Consider the following 14271-nt stretch of genomic DNA (forward strand, 5'->3'; position numbering starts at 1 on the left):
ACCTTCACGGACATGGACTACGTCGTCCGGTGTAAAAATCGACGCCCAGGCATGGAAAAAACCGCCAGCCATCCCAGAGACACCTGACAGACACGCCGCGTCAAATCTGGATAATGGCCAAGTGATAGCCATGCAGCGAACCGCTCGGTACATTTTGTTGGGCAAAATGTAACCAACATTTGCTACACACCCGTCGCACCGGGATAATGCGCGCCACCCGGCGCCCTGCGCCAAGCCAAGCCTGCTGCGGCGCTGGCGACTCAACGCGTCAACGAAAGCCCGCAGGGGCGGGATGAATGTCCGTGATCAACTTCAACATCGCCCAATGGCGCGCGTGGGCCCCGGGGCTCGACAGCGTGGACGCCTGGCAGGCCTGGAGCCGACAACCGGTCGTGCTGCAGAGCAGTGATGCCGCGCCCGATGTGTCGTTTCTGCCGGCCATGCAACGCCGTCGCCTCAGCCGCCTGGCGCGGATGGCCTTCAGCGTTGGCTGGCCGCTGGCCGAAGGCCGGGACCATCTGCCACTGGTGTTCGTCTCGCGGCACGGCGAAACCCCACGCACGTTTGAAATCCTCCGCGATCTGGCCACCGAACAGCCCTTGTCGCCGACCCAATTCAGCCTTTCAGTGCATAACGCGATCATCGGTTTGTGGTCGATCATGCGCGGTGAAACCAGCGAAATGACCGCCCTCGCGGCGGCTGGCGATGGCCTTGAACACGGCATGCTCGAAGCGGCGGCACTGCTTGATGAAGGCGCCCCGGCCGTGCTGCTGGTGATCACCGAAGAGCAACCGCCCGAGGCGTACTCGCAGTGGGTCGATGACGTGCCATTCCCTTACGCGCTGGGTTTATTGCTCACGCCCGGTACCGACTGGCGGCTGACCCTGAACAGCAGCACCGAAACCCGGTCCAAGGCGCACTGGCCGCACGCGCTCAACCTGCTGCGAACCCTGCTCGGCCAGCAACCTGACTGCCAACATGCGTGGAAAAATCGTGTATGGACCTGGCATCGCAACCCGTGACGGCCAAACACCGCGACGCCTACTACTGGCGCCTGCTGGCCACTGCTGCGAGCTTCGCCTTGTTCGGGCTCGGCGGGCTGTGTCTGCGCCTGCTGGTATTTCCGCTGCTCGGCTGCCTGCCCGGTGACGCGCTGGTACATCGCCTGCGCGCGCGGCGTACGGTCAGTCGGTTGTTCTGGTTTTTCGTGCGTTTCATGGCCCGCACCGGCGTGCTCACTTACGACATCGAAGGTGCCGAGCGCCTCGGCCGGCCGGGGCAGATGATCATCGCCAACCACCCGTCGCTGATCGATGTGGTGTTTCTCATCGGTCTGGTGCGCCACGCCAATTGCGTAGTGAAGAAAACCCTTTGGGAAAACCCGTTCACTCGTGGCCCGCTGCGCCGCACCGAGTACATCAGCAACGACGGCAGCATGGACATGCTCGACGCCGCCGCGCAGTCGTTGCAGGACAGCCAGACTCTGATCATCTTCCCCGAAGGCACGCGCACCCAACCGGGACAGGCGCCGGCCTTTCATCGGGGCGCGGCGGCAATTGCCCTGCGCGGTGCGAAAATCGTTACCCCGGTGATCATCAAGGTCAGCCCGACCACCCTGACCAAAGCCGAGCCGTGGTATCGCATCCCCCATCGCCGCGTGCACTTCAGTTTTCGCGTGGGGGCCGATATAGACCCACAGACCTTCGCCGCGCAAGGCCCCGCACCGCAGGCCTCGCGCAAGCTCAACGATTATTTGCATGACTATTTCATTAAGGAGCTCGCCGCAGATGAGCGATCTGAACACCGCTAGCCTGGTGCGTGACATCAAACTGCTGATCATCGACGCCTTGGGCCTCGAAGACATCAGCCCCGAGGACATCGGCGACGAGCAGACATTGTTCGGCGAAGGCCTCGGCCTGGACTCCGTGGACGCGCTCGAACTGGGCCTGGCGATCCAGAAAAAATACGGCATCAAGATCGACGCCGATGCCAAAGACACTCGCAACCATTTCACCAACGTGGCCAGCCTTGCGGCATTCGTCACGGCAAAACAGGCAGCTTGAGACCGGACCATGCAAACTCGTGACGATATCTTCAACACCCTGCGCGATGCCCTGGTCGAGCTGTTCGAGCTGGATCCGGCCCGCGTAAGCATGGACGCCAATCTGTATCAGGATCTGGAAATCGACAGCATCGATGCGGTTGACCTGATCGATCACATCAAACGCCAGACCGGCAAGAAAATCGCCGCCGAAGAGTTCAAATCAGTGCGCACCGTCGGTGACGTGGTCGAGGCGGTGTTCCGTCTGGTTCAACCGGCCGCATGAGCCGACTGATCGGCCTGGGCCTGCTGCTGGCCGGTCTGATGTACCCCTTTGCGGTGTATTTCGGCATGGAGCATTTCGCCCCGTGGCAATTTGCACTGCTGCTGGGCAGCCTGTGGCTGGCGCGCGCCCTGACCGGCGAACGCAAGCCCGGCAGCCTGTGGATGGCGTGCGTGGCGATGGTGTTCTGCCTGCTGCTGGCGGTGTTCGACAGCCCGCAGTTGCTGCGCTGGTACCCGGTGCTGATCAGCGCGTTCATGCTGGTGCTGTTCGGCGCCAGCCTGAAATACGGCCCGCCAATGGTCGAGCGTCTGGCGCGCTTGCGCGAGCCGGAACTGCCGCAGGTTGCCATTCGCTATACGCGCAAGGTGACGCTGGCCTGGAGCGTGTTTTTCTTCTGCAACGGTTTGTGCGCCGCCCTCCTCACCCTGTGGGCGCCGCTGGATTGGTGGATGTTGTACACCGGCCTGATCTCCTATGGATTGATCGGCCTGATGTTTGCCATTGAATGGCTGATACGACAACGGGTAAGAGGCCGTACATGAATTGGATAAAACTTGAGCAGCTGTTGCTCAAGGCACTGCCGGCACGGGCGATCTGCCAGGCGCCGGCACTCGATCACACGCAACTGCGAGCGCAGGCCTTGAGGGTCGCCGCGGGTCTGCAAAGACGAGGCGTGAAAAGGCTGGCCGTGCATCTGGAAGATGCCGCCAACCTTGCCATCGCTCTGCTCGGCGCGTGGCGTGCCGGCGTCAGCGTGTTGCTGCCGGCGGATCTGCAAGCGCAGACGCGTCAGCGCTGGTCGCAGGAAGTCGATCTATGGCTGACCGATCAACCGGACGACGCCCAGTTGCACGACTTCACTCAGCCCGGCCTGCCCGGTGCAGAACTGGATCTCGATCAATGCCACCTGAGCCTGTGCACTTCCGGCTCCAGCGGCGACCCCAAGCGCATCGACAAGACCCTGCGCCAGTTGGCCAATGAAGTCGAAGCGCTGGAACAGCTGTGGGGCGCAGACCTCGGTGAAGCCTGCATCATCGGCAGTGTCGCCACGCAACACATCTATGGCCTGCTGTTTCGCGTGTTGTGGCCCTTGTGCGCCGGGCGCCCGTTGGTGCGCCGGCAACTGGCGTTCTCCGAAGACTTGCAGCGCGCCAGCCGCGAATACCCGGCCTTCGCCTGGGTCGCCAGCCCGGCGCTGCTCAAGCGCATGGGCGACAACCTCGACTGGCAAGCCTTGAGCGCGGTGCGCCGGGTGTTTTCCTCCGGGGGCGCGTTGCCGCCGGAAGCGGCGCAAAGCCTGCACCAGCGCTTGCAACAATGGCCGACGGAAATCCTCGGCAGCTCGGAAACCGGCGGCATCGCCTGGCGTCAGGGCGAATCGTTGTGGCAGCCGTTCACTGGCGTCGAACTGAGTCAGGACAGCGACGGCGCCCTGCTGATCGCCTCGCCTTACCTGCCTGCCGGCCATGTCGAACACAGCGCCGACGCCGCGCGCATTGCCGCCGATGGTCGCTTCGAGCTGCTGGGGCGTCTGGACCGCATCGTCAAACTGGAAGAAAAACGCATCTCGTTGCCGATGCTCGAGCAAGCCTTGGCAGCCCATGACTGGGTCGCCGAGGCGCGCCTCGGTGTCGTGCAGGAAAACCGCGCCTCGCTCGGTGCGCTGCTGGTGCTCAGCGAATCGGGCCTGTTCGCCCTGCGCGAGCACGGCCGCCGTGGCCTGACCGAGACCCTGCGCAAACATCTGAGCCAACATTGCGAAGCCCTCGCCCTGCCCCGGCGCTGGCGCCTGCTGCGGCAAATACCGTTGAACAGCCAGGGCAAACTGGCGCAAGCCGACGTCGAAGCGCTGCTGCTGGCCGCACGGCCGAAAGCCCCCGAAGTGCTGGAGCAAAGTGCAAGCGACGGCGAGTGGAGCCTGCAACTCAGCGTGCCGCCGGATCTGGCCTACTTCAGCGGACACTTTCCCAAGGCACCGGTGTTGCCCGGCGTAGTGCAGGTGGAGTGGGCGCTGAATCTGGGTCGGCAGTTGCTGAGGCTGGACGGCGCGTTTGCCGGAATGGAAGTGCTGAAATTCCAGCAACTGGTGCGCCCGGGTGATGAAATCCAGTTGCATCTGCGTTTCGATGCCGAGCGCGGCAAGTTGTATTTCGCTTATCGCAACGACACGGCGACGTGTTCCAGCGGACGCATTCTCCTGGGGCCTGCCCATGCATAACCCCTGCGCCGTAATCCCGGTGTACAACCACGAAACCGCGATCACGACCGTGGTCGATGCCCTGCTCGCACAAGGTCTGCCGTGCATTCTGGTGGACGATGCCAGCGAGCCGTCCTGCGCGCGGGTGCTCGACGCCCTGGCCGAGCGCGACAGGGTTTTCCTGGTGCGCCTGACGGCCAATCAGGGCAAGGGCGGCGCGGTGATGACCGGTCTGCGTGAGGCCTCGCGTCTGGGCTACAGCCATGCTTTGCAGGTCGATGCCGACGGCCAGCACGATTTGCACGACGTCGCGCGCTTCGTCGGCGAATCCCGCGGCCATCCCGAGGCGATGATCTGTGGCTATCCGCTGTTCGACGAGAGCGTGCCGAAAGGGCGTTTGTACGCGCGCTACCTGACCCACGTGATGGTCTGGATCAACACCCTGTCGTTGCAAATTCGCGATTCGATGTGCGGCTTCCGTGTCTATCCGCTGGCGCCGACTCTGGCGGTGATCGATTCGGCCAAGGTCGGCAAGCGCATGGATTTCGATTCGGACATTCTTGTGCGTCTGGCCTGGCGCAATCAGCCGATGCGCTGGCTGCAGACCAGCGTGCATTACCCGTTGGACGGCGTGTCGCACTTCCGCCTGTTCCACGACAACGCGCTGATTTCCAGCATGCACACGCGGCTGTTCTTCGGCATGTTGCTGCGTTGGCCGCTGATCCTCTGGCGGCGGTGGAAACCATGAGCGAAGAAGTCGACAAGAAGCACTGGGCCGACCGCGAAGAGCGCGGCAGTTTCCTGCTGATGAAATTCACCGCGTTCGCCGCCAAAGTCCTCGGCCGCCGCCTGCTCAGTCCGTTGCTTTATGGCATCGTCCTGTATTTCTTCCTGTTCGGCCGCATCGCCCGGCGCAGTGCCTGGCAGTACCAGCAGCGGCTGGCCGCGTGGAGCCGGCGCGACGACCTGCGTCCGAGCCACTGGCGGGTGTTCGGCCAATTCATGACCTTTGCCGATTCGCTGCTCGACAAGCTCGACGTGTGGAACGGCAAGCTGAGCATCGAGCAGATCGAAATCATCGATCCGGCGCTGCTGCGCAAGCAGTTGCGCGGCAGTCGCGGGCAACTGCTGGTCGGCGCGCATCTGGGCAATCTCGAAGTGTGCCGGGCGCTGGCGGAGATCGGCGAAAAGGTCACCATGAATGTGTTGGTGCACACCAAGCACGCCGAACAATTCAACCGCTTGCTTGGCGAGGCCGGGGCGACCAATCTGCGCCTGATCCAGGTCAGCGAACTCGACCCGGTGATCATGCTGCAACTGCACGAACGGCTGGAACGCGGCGAGTGGCTGGCGATTGCCGGCGACCGCGTGCCACTGCATGGCGGGCGCAGCGTGACGGTGGATTTTCTCGGCCATCCGGCGCCGTTTCCGCAAGGCCCGTGGTTGCTGGCCGGCCTGCTCAAGTGCCCGGTCAACCTGCTGATGTGCCTCAAGCAACCGGACGGCCACTATCGCCTGACTCTCGAACCGTTCGCCGACGCGGTGGTGTGGACGCGCCGCGAGCGCGAGCAGGTCATTCATCAGTGGGCCACTCGCTACGCGCAGCGCCTGAGTCACTATTGCCTCGAAGCCCCGCAGCAATGGTTCAACTTTTACCCTTTCTGGAAGACCGATGACGACGCCAACCCATGAGCCGGTAACCTTCGGCGAACGCCCTTTGCGCATCGAAGACGTGCTGGCCCTGGCCAACCGTCAGGCGCCCGTGCAGTTGCAGGCTGACGCCGACTATCGCGAGCGCATCGCCAAGGGCGCGCGTTTTCTCGATTCGCTGCTGGACAAGGAAGGCGTGATCTACGGGGTCACCACCGGTTACGGCGATTCCTGCGTGGTCGCGGTGCCGCTGCATCACGTCGAAGCCTTGCCGCGTCATCTCTACACCTTTCATGGTTGCGGCCTGGGCAAACTGCTCGACGCGCAGGCCACTCGCGCGGTGCTGGCAGCGCGTTTGCAGTCGTTGTGTCACGGCGTCTCCGGGGTGCGCGTCGAACTGCTCGAGCGTCTGCATGCGTTTCTCGAATACGACATCCTGCCGTTGATTCCCGAAGAGGGTTCGGTGGGTGCCAGCGGCGATCTGACGCCGCTGTCCTATGTCGCCGCAACCCTGTCCGGCGAGCGCGAAGTGCTGTTCCGTGGCGAACGTCGTCAGGCTGCCGACGTGCATCGCGAGCTCGGCTGGACGCCGCTGGTGCTGCGCCCGAAAGAGGCGCTGGCGCTGATGAACGGCACGGCGGTGATGACCGGCCTCGCCTGCCTCGCTTTCGCCCGCGCCGATTATTTGCTGCAACTGGCCACGCGCATCACCGCGCTCAACGTCGTCGCGCTGCAAGGCAACCCGGAGCACTTCGACGAACGCCTGTTCGCCGCCAAGCCGCATCCGGGACAGATGCAGGTCGCCACGTGGCTGCGCAAGGATCTGGCGATCGACGCGCCGACCGCACCACTGCATCGCCTGCAGGATCGTTATTCGCTGCGTTGCGCGCCGCATGTGCTCGGCGTATTGGCCGACAGCCTGAACTGGCTGCGCGGCTTCATCGAGACCGAGCTGAACAGCGCCAACGACAACCCGATCATCGACGCCGAAGCCGAGCGCGTTCTGCATGGCGGACACTTCTACGGCGGGCACATTGCGTTCGCCATGGACAGCCTGAAAAACCTCGTGGCCAACGTCGCCGATCTGCTCGATCGGCAACTGGCGTTGCTGGTCGACGAGCGCTACAACCACGGCTTGCCGAGCAACCTCTCCGGCGCCCCGGCTGATCGGGCGATGATCAACCATGGCTTCAAAGCGGTGCAGATCGGCACCAGCGCCTGGACCGCCGAAGCGCTGAAAAACACCATGCCGGCCAGCGTGTTCTCGCGCTCCACCGAGTGCCACAACCAGGACAAGGTGAGCATGGGCACCATCGCCGCCCGTGATGCGATTCGCGTGCTGGAGCTGACCGAACAGGTCGCCGCCGCCACGCTGCTCGCCGCCAATCAGGGCGTGTGGCTGCGCGCTCAAGCCGCCGATGCGCGCCCGCTGCCGCCGGCACTGGCAGCGATGCACGAAGAGCTGGCCAAGGACTTCCCGCCGGTCATCGAAGACCGCGCGCTGGAAGGCGAACTGCGCCTGTGCCTGCAACGCATCGCCGCGCAACACTGGAGGCTGCATGCGTAGTGCCGGAGTGCTTCACGCCGATAGCGAAATTCTCGTGCCGTTTTTCGACGTCGACACCATGCACGTGGTCTGGCACGGCCATTACGTCAAATACCTCGAAGTGGCGCGCTGTGCGCTGCTGGACAAGATCGGCCATAACTACACGCACATGGTCGAGTCGGGTTACGCCTGGCCGATCATCGACCTGCAACTGCGCTACGTGCGCAGCGCGGTGTTCGGCCAACGGCTGAACGTGCGCGCCAGTCTGGTCGAGTGGGAAAACCGTCTGAAGATCAACTATCTGATCAGCGACCTGCAGACCGGCGAACGCCTGACCCGCGCAAGCTCCGTGCAGGTCGCTGTCGAAGTCAGCAGCCGCGAGATGCAACTGGCTTCACCCAAAGTCTTCACCGATGCCGTGGAAAGGATGCTGCGATGAATGTGTTTTACAGAAGCCTCGGCGCGTTGACGCTGCTGGCCGTGTCGTCATGGGCCAATGCCTTCGAACTGCAACAACTGAGTGAACAACTGGCGAAACCGGATGTTATCCACGGCCAGTTCATCCAGGAAAAACACCTGCGCGCCCTGCCGCAGCCGCTGATCAGCAAGGGCAGCTTCGTCCTCGCTAAAAATCATGGCCTGCTGTGGCTGTTGAAAACTCCGCTGCAACAGGATTACCGCATCACCGCCAATGGCATCGCCCGCCGTGACACCAACGGCTGGCAACTGCTGCCGAACAAGAGCGCCGGCGCCGAGCAGAACCGTTTGTTCCTCGCCGTGCTGCAAGGTGACAGCAGCGGTTTGCAGCGCGATTTCGAACTGGCCCTGAGCGGCACGGCGCAGCAGTGGCAACTGACTCTGACGCCGCGTTCGATGCTGCTCAAGCAAGTGTTCAAGCAGATCAATATCGATGGTGGCGCCCTTGTGCAAACCATCGAGCTGCTGGAAACCCAGGGCGACAGCACCCTGCTGCGCATGCAGGACAGCACGGCCGAGCAACCCCTGAGCGAAGCGGAGCAACATGACTTTGCCGAGTGAACGCAAGCTGCCCTGGCTGTTTCTGAGCCTGCTGCTGGCCGTCGTCGCGCTGGCTGCCTGGCAGTGGCGCGACGGTGCGCCGCTGTCGGCCAATCTCATGGAGCTGGTACCCGGCACCAGTCCAGACGCGCTGGAAGTGCGCGCCGAACAGCGCATGCAAGAACCGCTCAATCGCGAAATGCTGGTGCTGGTCGGCCACGCCGATCGCCAGCAAGCGCTGACCATGGCCCAGCAACTGGGCGAACAATGGCAGGCCAGCGGTCTGTTCGAAACCGTGCAGTGGAACCTGCAAGCCGACTTGCCGGCGCTGCGCAAGCAATTGCTGCAAGGGCGTTTGGCGATGCTCTCGGCGGATGATCGGCAGTTACTCAGCGAGCACCCCGACGCGTTCATCCAGCAGCGGGTGCAGGCGCTGTTCGATCCGTTCAACGGCTTCACCCTGGTGCCGAGCCAGGACGACTGGCTCGGCCTGACCGGGCGCATCCAGAACAGCCAGCCGAAACATGGCGCAGTGCAACTGGACATTGGCAGCGGCGCACTGGTCGCCGAGGCCGACGGCAAGAGCTGGGTGATGCTGCGTGCGCGCACCACCGGCAATGCCTTCGACATGAACCTGCCGTTGCAAGTGGCAGAGCTGCTCCAGCACAGCCGCGAACAAGCGGCGAAAAGCGACGTGCAGTTGCTCGCCGCCAGTGGCCTGCTCTACGCCGCCAACGGCCAGCAACAAGCCACCCGCGAAATGACCTGGGTCGGCGGTGGCGCGACGGTTGGCATTCTGCTGTTGCTGCTGTTGGCGTTTCGCCGCTGGCGCGTGCTGCTGGCGTTTGTTCCGGTGCTGGTCGGCATGCTGTTCGGCGCGGTGGCCTGTGTGGCACTGTTCGGTCACATGCATGTGATGACGCTGGTGCTCGGTTCGAGTCTGATCGGCGTTGCCGTGGATTACCCGCTGCACTATCTGTCCAAGAGCTGGAGTCTCAAGCCCTGGCGCAGCTGGCCGGCCCTGCGCTTGACCTTGCCGGGGTTGACCCTGAGCCTGATCACCAGCGTTATCGGCTATCTGGCGCTGGCGTGGACGCCGTTCCCGGCATTGACGCAGATCGCCGTGTTCTCCGCCGCCGGCTTGCTCGGTGCCTATCTTTCTGCCGTTTGTCTGCTGCCGGCGCTGCTGAAAAATGTCCAACTGCGCCCGGCGCAATGGCCGCTGCGCCTGGCCGAACGTTTGATTCATCTGCGTGAGGCGCTGCTCGGTTGCATGCGCACGCCCGTGCTGCTGGCGCTGCTGATCGCCTTCTGCGTCGGCGGCCTGATGCAACTGCAGAGCAAAAACGACATCCGCCAATGGGTCGGCGCGCCGCAGCATCTGACCGACGAAGCGCAGACCATCGCGCGCATCACCGGGTATCAACCGACCAGCCAGTTCTTCCTGATCCGCGCGGCCAATCAGGAGCAATTGCTTGAGCGCCAGGCAGCGCTGAGCGAACGGCTGCAGCAACTGGTCAACCTCGACAAACTGCAAGGCTATCTGGCCCTCGATCAACTGGTCAGCGCGCCGAGTCAGCAACAGCAAGTGCGCGAATCACTGAACAAGCTGCCGTCGTTCTGGCAACCGCTGCTCAATCTCGGCGTGCCGGCGGCGGCTTTGCAAAACGAATTGCAGCAGTTGCAGACCCTGCCCGCCGAAGACATCGACGCCGCGCTGGCCGGACCGCTCGGTGAGCCGTATCGGACACTGTGGCTTGGACCGACTGAAGACGGCGTCGCAGCGATGACCAGTTTGCAGGGCTTGAACAATCCGTCGTTGCTGCGCGTGCAGGCACTCGATTTGCCGGGAGTGGTGCTGATCGATCGCCTCGGTGACCTGAACAAGGTCTTTGCCGCCACGCAGATCAGCGCCGCCGAACTGAAACTGGCCTCCTGCGTGTTGATCGTGCTGGTGCTGATGCTGCCGTTCGGCCTGACTGGCGCACTGCGCATCGTCGCCCTGCCACTGCTGGCGGCGCTGTGCAGTCTGGCCAGCCTTGGCTGGCTCGGTCAGCCACTGACCTTGTTCAGCCTTTTCGGCCTGTTGCTGGTGACGGCGATCAGCGTCGATTACGCAATCCTCATGCGCGAACAGGTGGGCGGCGCGGCGGTAAGTCTGCTCGGCACCTTGCTCGCCGCCGTCACCACATGGCTATCGTTCGGCCTGCTGGCGGTCTCCAGTACGCCGGCGGTGAGTAATTTCGGCCTGTCGGTAAGCCTCGGTCTGGCGTTCAGCTTCATGCTCGCGCCGTGGGCCGGACGCCATGAACCGGTTGCGGAGCCAGCGGCATGATGGTCTTCGGCTTCTGGTTGCTGGCCTTGGCGCTGTTTGCCCTGGCGACCCGGGTCGGCCGTCACTTCGGCCTGATTCCGATCGTCAGTCAGTTGCTGCTGGCGAGCTTCGGCTTGCCGTTGCTGATGTACTTCTGGATCGAACCGGGCTGGCAGCTCAGCGGCGCGCAACTGATCGCGCCGCACTGGCTGAAAGATCTCTACAGCCTGAGCTTCGCCTTGCTGCTCGGGCACATCCTCAGCGATGTCATCGATCTGCGTCTGGATCGCCAGAGCGTGAAAATAGCTGTGCCGAGTTTTGCCGTGCCGTTCGCTTGCGGGCTGGCGGTTGCGTATTGGTTGCTGCCGTCGCAGCCGTGGCTCAACGCACTGGCCATCGGATTGGTCTTCGCCATAACGGCGATCCCGGTGTTGTACCTGTATTTGCGTCACATCGATTACCCGCCCACTGCCACGCGGCGGCTGGTGCAAACCGCGATCCTTATCGATCTGACCTGCTGGGCGCTGTTCGGCCTAGCCCAAGGCAGCCTGCACCTGAGCAGCCTGCTGCTGCCCGTGGCCATGGCCGGCGCGCCGCTGCTTTTGCACCTGCTGCGCGTGCGTCGCCCGCTGACCTACAGCCTCGGCTTCTTCGCGTTGCTGGTGATGGCCGAGCATTACAAACTCAACGCGCTGATTTTCGGCATCGGCTATCTGCTGTGCATGGCGCTGCTGAAAGTGCCGTTGGTGCTGCCGTTGCCGGCACGCTGGATGAGCCGCTTGCAGACGTGGATCGCGATCCCGCTGATCCTCACGTTCGGCATCGTCCAGATCGACGTGCACAGCGCCCTCGCCAGCCTCGACGCCGGGCAGTGGGCGGCGCTGCTGCTGTTGCCGATTGCCAGTAAACTGCTGGGCAACTGGCTCGGCCTCGGTTGGGCCGGCGCCTCGTTCGCTGGCGCCAGCCGCTGGCGCGAAAGCGTGCTGCTGAACATTCGCGGCCTGAGCGAAATCGTCTTTCTCAATCTGCTATTGCAACAACAGCTCATCACCCCGGCGCTGTATTTCGCGCTGATGCTGATGGGCCTGATCGCGACGCTGCTGCCGGCCCTGATCGGCCTGCATCGCGCGCCCCTGAATCTGAACAGTCCCTTGCCCCGGAGCTCACGTGCCAATCGTTGAAATGGAATCCCGTCAGGTCGTGATCATCGGTGCCGGCCCGTCCGGCGCTATCGCCGCTGCCCTGCTCAAGCGCAAGGGCCACGATGTGCTGGTGCTCGAGCGCCAGCACTTCCCGCGCTTCTCCATTGGCGAAAGCCTGCTCAGCCACTGCCTGGATTTCGTCGAAGAAGCCGGCATGCTCGACGCCGTCAACGCCGCCGGGTTCCAGCGCAAGACCGGCGCGGCGTTTGCCTGGGGCGAGCGCTACAGCGCCTTCGATTTTGGCGACACCTTCACCGCCGGCAAGCCGACCACGTTCCAGGTGCAGCGCGCCGATTTCGACAAGTTGCTGGCCGATCAAGCAGCATTGCAAGGTGCGGAAATCCGTTATGGCGATGCGATTGTCAGCGTCGATTTCGATCAGGCGAAACCACAACTCGATGTGCGCCGCGAAGATGGCAGCGAGTACCGCGTCGAAGCCGATTTCGTCCTGGACGCGAGCGGCTACGGCCGCGTGCTGTCGCGCTTGCTCGACCTCGAAGCACCTTCGAATTTCCCGGTGCGTCAGGCCGTGTTCACCCATGTCGAAGATCACATCGACAATCCGGCGTTCGACCGTGAAAAGATCCTCGTCACCACCCATCCCGAGCATCGCGATGTGTGGTTCTGGACCATCCCGTTCAGCAACGGCCGCTGCTCGGTGGGCGTGGTGGCTGCTGAGGATCATTTTCAGGGCCGCGACAGCGACCTGGATGCCTGCCTGCGCAGTTTTATCGCCGAGACGCCAAGCCTCGCCGGGGTTCTGAACAACGCGGTCTGGGACACCCCGGCGCGCACCCTCGGCGGCTACGCGGCCAATGTGAAAACTTTGCATGGCCCGGGCTTCGCGCTGCTGGGCAACGCCGCAGAATTTCTCGATCCGGTGTTCTCCTCCGGCGTGACCATCGCCATGCGTTCGGCAAGCATGGCCGCTGGCGTGCTGCACCGTCAGTTGCAGGGTGAAACGGTGGACTGGCAAAGCGAATTTGCCGAGCCGTTGAAACGCGGCGTCGACACGTTCCGCTGCTACGTCGAAGGCTGGTACGCCGGCACCTTCCAGGACGTGATTTTCTACGAGGACAGCCAGGCGGAAATTCGCCGGATGATCTGTTCGATCCTCGCCGGTTACGCCTGGGACGAGCGCAACCCGTTCGTCAGCGAAGCGCGGCGCCGGCTGAAGATGATTTCCCAACTCTGCGCGCAGGACGCCTCATGAATTACCTGAGCGACAGTTACGTCGAGGAAACCCGCTTCGGTCTCTGGTTCCTGCGCAGCCACACCTGGCAGCACCATGTGCTACGTGTGGCGATCAACGACCTGCGTGGCTTGTTCAGTGAAGCGCTGCCGGAACACCCGGTGCTGCTGGACGCCGGTTGCGGTCAGGGCAAGTCATTCGGCCACCTGCGCCAGACCTTCGCCCCGCAGCGCCTGATCGGCGTCGACGCCGACCCGCACAGCCTGCAACTCAGCGCCGAAGAGGCCACGCGCCTGGGCATGCCAGTCGAGTTGATCGGCAGCGATTGCGCCACGCTCAACGTCGCCGATGCCAGCGTCGATCTGCTGTTCTGCCACCAGACCTTCCATCATCTGGTCGAGCAGGAAAAGGCCTTGGCCGAGTTCTATCGCGTGCTCAAGCCGGGCGGCTATCTGCTGTTCGCCGAATCCACCGAGGCTTACATTGATACCTGGGTGATTCGCTGGCTGTTCCGCCATCCGATGCATGTGCAGAAGAGCGCCGCCGGCTATCTGCAGATGATTCGCGAGCAGGGCTTCGAGTTTGCCGAGCGCAATGTGTCCTACCCGTATCTGTGGTGGAGTCGGTCGAAGGATTTTGGATTGCTGGAGCGGCTGGGGTTGAGCAAACCCAAGCCATTCGGTGAGCGTGAAGAGACGCTGGTGAATGTCGTCGCGCGCAAGCCATTGCAGGAATCTGTCTGATGTACGGCTATCGATCTGAACACCTGAAACCCTGTGGGAGCGAGCCTGCTCGCGAAAGCGGTGTATCAGTCAGCAAAGGTGGC

General features: G+C 63.3%; 15 protein-coding genes. All 15 read left to right on the forward strand.

Annotation, left to right across the window (positions count from 1 at the left end; translation table 11 throughout):
• Positions 1–296: 296 nt before the first annotated feature.
• The 15 genes from AC0IXA_RS22295 to AC0IXA_RS22365 are packed head-to-tail and all read left to right on the forward strand — an operon-like array spanning position 297 to position 14188.
• Positions 297–1022 carry a beta-ketoacyl synthase chain length factor gene (locus AC0IXA_RS22295; RefSeq protein ID WP_016772023.1) on the forward strand — a complete coding sequence of 242 codons (726 nt, stop codon included), beginning with the start codon at positions 297–299 and terminating at the stop codon, positions 1020–1022.
• Positions 998–1810: a lysophospholipid acyltransferase family protein gene (locus AC0IXA_RS22300; protein WP_471814514.1), complete on the forward strand. Its 813-nt coding sequence runs from the start codon at positions 998–1000 to the stop codon at positions 1808–1810. Before AC0IXA_RS22295 ends, AC0IXA_RS22300 begins: the two co-directional genes overlap by 25 nt.
• Positions 1788–2063, forward strand: coding sequence for a phosphopantetheine-binding protein (locus tag AC0IXA_RS22305; protein ID WP_471814515.1), 276 nt, complete (start codon positions 1788–1790; stop codon positions 2061–2063). Before AC0IXA_RS22300 ends, AC0IXA_RS22305 begins: the two co-directional genes overlap by 23 nt.
• Positions 2064–2072: 9 nt before the next feature.
• Positions 2073–2327, forward strand: coding sequence for an acyl carrier protein (locus tag AC0IXA_RS22310; RefSeq protein WP_016772026.1), 255 nt, complete (start codon positions 2073–2075; stop codon positions 2325–2327).
• Entirely contained in the window at positions 2324–2869 is a 546-nt protein-coding gene (locus AC0IXA_RS22315) for a COG4648 family protein (protein ID WP_280038692.1), read from the forward strand. The genes AC0IXA_RS22310 and AC0IXA_RS22315 overlap by 4 nt, the downstream gene beginning before the upstream one ends.
• Positions 2866–4545 carry an ApeI family dehydratase gene (locus AC0IXA_RS22320; RefSeq protein WP_471814516.1) on the forward strand — a complete coding sequence of 560 codons (1680 nt, stop codon included), beginning with the start codon at positions 2866–2868 and terminating at the stop codon, positions 4543–4545. Before AC0IXA_RS22315 ends, AC0IXA_RS22320 begins: the two co-directional genes overlap by 4 nt.
• Positions 4538–5272: a glycosyltransferase family 2 protein gene (locus AC0IXA_RS22325; RefSeq protein ID WP_122508517.1), complete on the forward strand. Its 735-nt coding sequence runs from the start codon at positions 4538–4540 to the stop codon at positions 5270–5272. The genes AC0IXA_RS22320 and AC0IXA_RS22325 overlap by 8 nt, the downstream gene beginning before the upstream one ends.
• Positions 5269–6216: an LpxL/LpxP family acyltransferase gene (locus AC0IXA_RS22330; protein WP_073471618.1), complete on the forward strand. Its 948-nt coding sequence runs from the start codon at positions 5269–5271 to the stop codon at positions 6214–6216. Before AC0IXA_RS22325 ends, AC0IXA_RS22330 begins: the two co-directional genes overlap by 4 nt.
• Positions 6197–7741, forward strand: a complete 1545-nt coding sequence (locus AC0IXA_RS22335; protein WP_471814517.1) for an HAL/PAL/TAL family ammonia-lyase — start codon at positions 6197–6199, stop codon at positions 7739–7741. Before AC0IXA_RS22330 ends, AC0IXA_RS22335 begins: the two co-directional genes overlap by 20 nt.
• Positions 7734–8159: an acyl-CoA thioesterase gene (locus tag AC0IXA_RS22340; protein WP_122747993.1), complete on the forward strand. Its 426-nt coding sequence runs from the start codon at positions 7734–7736 to the stop codon at positions 8157–8159. Before AC0IXA_RS22335 ends, AC0IXA_RS22340 begins: the two co-directional genes overlap by 8 nt.
• Positions 8156–8758 (forward strand): outer membrane lipoprotein carrier protein LolA, encoded by a 603-nt coding sequence (locus AC0IXA_RS22345; RefSeq protein WP_341638432.1) that lies wholly within the window; start codon positions 8156–8158, stop codon positions 8756–8758. The genes AC0IXA_RS22340 and AC0IXA_RS22345 overlap by 4 nt, the downstream gene beginning before the upstream one ends.
• Positions 8742–11072, forward strand: a complete 2331-nt coding sequence (locus AC0IXA_RS22350; RefSeq protein WP_471814518.1) for an MMPL family transporter — start codon at positions 8742–8744, stop codon at positions 11070–11072. Before AC0IXA_RS22345 ends, AC0IXA_RS22350 begins: the two co-directional genes overlap by 17 nt.
• Positions 11069–12232, forward strand: coding sequence for a cation:proton antiporter (locus AC0IXA_RS22355; RefSeq protein WP_471814519.1), 1164 nt, complete (start codon positions 11069–11071; stop codon positions 12230–12232). Before AC0IXA_RS22350 ends, AC0IXA_RS22355 begins: the two co-directional genes overlap by 4 nt.
• A complete protein-coding gene (locus AC0IXA_RS22360; protein ID WP_024011286.1) occupies positions 12219–13466 on the forward strand; it encodes an NAD(P)/FAD-dependent oxidoreductase in 1248 nt (415 codons plus the stop codon). The genes AC0IXA_RS22355 and AC0IXA_RS22360 overlap by 14 nt, the downstream gene beginning before the upstream one ends.
• Complete coding sequence (locus tag AC0IXA_RS22365; protein ID WP_130911767.1) at positions 13463–14188, forward strand: class I SAM-dependent methyltransferase; 726 nt, start codon at positions 13463–13465, stop codon at positions 14186–14188. The genes AC0IXA_RS22360 and AC0IXA_RS22365 overlap by 4 nt, the downstream gene beginning before the upstream one ends.
• Positions 14189–14271: the final 83 nt, after the last annotated feature.

It is taken from the genome of Pseudomonas sp. AC083, assembly GCF_979253165.1.

Excerpts from the sequence above, each read along its gene's own strand:
- AC0IXA_RS22330 (WP_073471618.1), top strand. The coding sequence starts at position 5,269 with ATGAGCGAAGAAGTCGACAAGAAGCACTGGGCCGACCGCGAAGAGCGC.
- AC0IXA_RS22335 (WP_471814517.1), top strand. The coding sequence starts at position 6,197 with ATGACGACGCCAACCCATGAGCCGGTAACCTTCGGCGAACGCCCTTTG.
- AC0IXA_RS22340 (WP_122747993.1), top strand. The coding sequence starts at position 7,734 with ATGCGTAGTGCCGGAGTGCTTCACGCCGATAGCGAAATTCTCGTGCCG.
- AC0IXA_RS22350 (WP_471814518.1), top strand. The coding sequence starts at position 8,742 with ATGACTTTGCCGAGTGAACGCAAGCTGCCCTGGCTGTTTCTGAGCCTG.
- AC0IXA_RS22300 (WP_471814514.1), top strand. The coding sequence starts at position 998 with ATGGACCTGGCATCGCAACCCGTGACGGCCAAACACCGCGACGCCTAC.
- AC0IXA_RS22365 (WP_130911767.1), top strand. The coding sequence starts at position 13,463 with ATGAATTACCTGAGCGACAGTTACGTCGAGGAAACCCGCTTCGGTCTC.
- AC0IXA_RS22320 (WP_471814516.1), top strand. The coding sequence starts at position 2,866 with ATGAATTGGATAAAACTTGAGCAGCTGTTGCTCAAGGCACTGCCGGCA.
- AC0IXA_RS22305 (WP_471814515.1), top strand. The coding sequence starts at position 1,788 with ATGAGCGATCTGAACACCGCTAGCCTGGTGCGTGACATCAAACTGCTG.
- AC0IXA_RS22315 (WP_280038692.1), top strand. The coding sequence starts at position 2,324 with ATGAGCCGACTGATCGGCCTGGGCCTGCTGCTGGCCGGTCTGATGTAC.
- AC0IXA_RS22345 (WP_341638432.1), top strand. The coding sequence starts at position 8,156 with ATGAATGTGTTTTACAGAAGCCTCGGCGCGTTGACGCTGCTGGCCGTG.
- AC0IXA_RS22295 (WP_016772023.1), top strand. The coding sequence starts at position 297 with ATGTCCGTGATCAACTTCAACATCGCCCAATGGCGCGCGTGGGCCCCG.
- AC0IXA_RS22325 (WP_122508517.1), top strand. The coding sequence starts at position 4,538 with ATGCATAACCCCTGCGCCGTAATCCCGGTGTACAACCACGAAACCGCG.
- AC0IXA_RS22355 (WP_471814519.1), top strand. The coding sequence starts at position 11,069 with ATGATGGTCTTCGGCTTCTGGTTGCTGGCCTTGGCGCTGTTTGCCCTG.
- AC0IXA_RS22310 (WP_016772026.1), top strand. The coding sequence starts at position 2,073 with ATGCAAACTCGTGACGATATCTTCAACACCCTGCGCGATGCCCTGGTC.